The following is a 1554-nucleotide window of genomic DNA, read 5'->3' as shown; positions in this document are numbered from 1 at the left end:
GGATCGAGGGCAACCGGGACCAGCTCTTGGGGCGTATCCAGGAGCGATATGGCATCGCCAAGGAAGAGGCAGAGCGCCAGGTTGACAACTGGTCCAGAAGCATCAGCTGAGCCTTGGACGCAACGCCGTCTTCTGCCCCCACCGGGGTGAAACTTTGCGTCGCCCGCCGTGCCGACTGGTGCGGTGGGCTCTTTCGAGAGGCCCCGCGAGGAACCTTTAGCCGTATCTAATATTTCACTTGCGTGGCGGGCTTCGCCCCGGCGTGCGCCCCGCCCGGAGGCGAAGGAGTGCAATGATGAACAACATTATCTGGCTGGTCGGCGCGATCGTGATCGTAATCGCCATTTTGAGCTTTTTGGGTCTGCGATAGGCCTTAGCCTCTCCTCGACCTCTTCGATTCGGCAACGGCTCCCTCTCGGCGTGGCCTCACTGCCCGTTGCACTCAAGCAGGTCAGACTTAGGTCCCAAGCAAGATACTCCAGGATTGGACCGAAGCCCCGGCTGAGGAACGTAGCCGGCTGGCTCACGTTGTGGTGAGCTTTTGGCGCGACGAAGATGCGTCCGGGCGGAAGAGTTCAAGCCAGGGAGGAGAGGCCCGACGCTCCGAACGGGCGTCGGGCCTGGGCGTAAATGCAAACAATCAGCAGACTGTTCAATTCCCATGCCCAGGCAGCACGTGCCGTGGCCAGGCTTCAGGCTGCCGGGATTCGCCGCCGGCAAATCAGCGTGGTCGGATCTTACAACGACAATGATGAACCGATCAGCGTTGCTGGATATTACGACGATGAGATGAGCGCTCTCTGGCGGGGTGCGATTGCTGGTGCCGCACTTGGCGCCACGGCTGGTCTATTGGCCGGCTTCAGCGCTTTTGGAGTTCAAGACGTTGATCCTGCGGGGATGACCGGCATGGCCCTGGTCGGTGCGGCGTGGGGCGGCTTTGCCGGCGTGCTTCTCGGAACTTTCGCCAATTCTGCCCAGAAGCCGCGCAAGCCGAAGATCGCTGAGGGTGTCGTACTGGTGATGGCCCGCGTCGATGAAAGGCAGGCCGGCGCCGCGCATACGGTGCTCCGGAGTTTCGCGGAGATGCCTTCCGGGCCGATGAAGAGGAGCGCTTTGCCAGGTTCAAGCCGGCTCCGCGTCCGATCTGGTGCCCGATGAAGTTTGTTTCGCGAAACGGCAATTCAAACCGGAGGCGCCCGACGAAAGCTTGGCAAACCAACACTTTGGAAGCATGCGGGCTACTTGCCGTCGTGTTGTCCTTTATTCTTACCGTTCTGTTGGTTGGTCTCATCCTTGGCTGAACCATGCCCTTGCCACCGGCGACACTATGCCCGGCAATTGGCGAAGGTTGTGGCCAGTTCGAAGGATTAACCATTCGTGCTAAGCGTTTCGGCGTCGGTCAAGAGCGGCGGTGGTTTCTGTTTTCTCATGCTGTCGCCTTCGAGGGTGACGCGATGGGCGTTGTGGATGATCCGGTCGAGAATGGCGTCGGCGATTGTCGGCTCGCCGATCATGGCATGCCACTGGGCGATTGGCAGTTGCGCGGTGATCAGC

At 60.6% G+C, this 1554-nt stretch carries 2 protein-coding genes; both read right to left on the bottom strand.

The window, feature by feature from the left end; all coding sequences use genetic code 11:
- Positions 1–846: 846 nt before the first annotated feature.
- On the bottom strand, positions 847–1059 hold the full coding sequence (locus NKH59_RS33295) for a hypothetical protein (RefSeq protein ID WP_353024465.1): 213 nt from the start codon (positions 1057–1059) through the stop codon (positions 847–849).
- Positions 1060–1367: 308 nt separating this feature from the next.
- Positions 1368–1554: ATP-binding protein (locus NKH59_RS33290; RefSeq protein WP_353024463.1), on the bottom strand; the 187-nt coding region annotated here is incomplete at its 5' end.

It is taken from the genome of Mesorhizobium sp. M0998, assembly GCF_040318885.1.
Taxonomy (GTDB): domain Bacteria; phylum Pseudomonadota; class Alphaproteobacteria; order Rhizobiales; family Rhizobiaceae; genus Mesorhizobium.
The sequence above is the reverse complement of the archived record's forward strand: the minus strand, read 5'-3'. Positions and strand labels throughout refer to the sequence as shown.

Excerpts from the sequence above, each read along its gene's own strand:
- NKH59_RS33295 (WP_353024465.1), bottom strand. The coding sequence starts at position 1,059 with ATGCGCGGCGCCGGCCTGCCTTTCATCGACGCGGGCCATCACCAGTAC.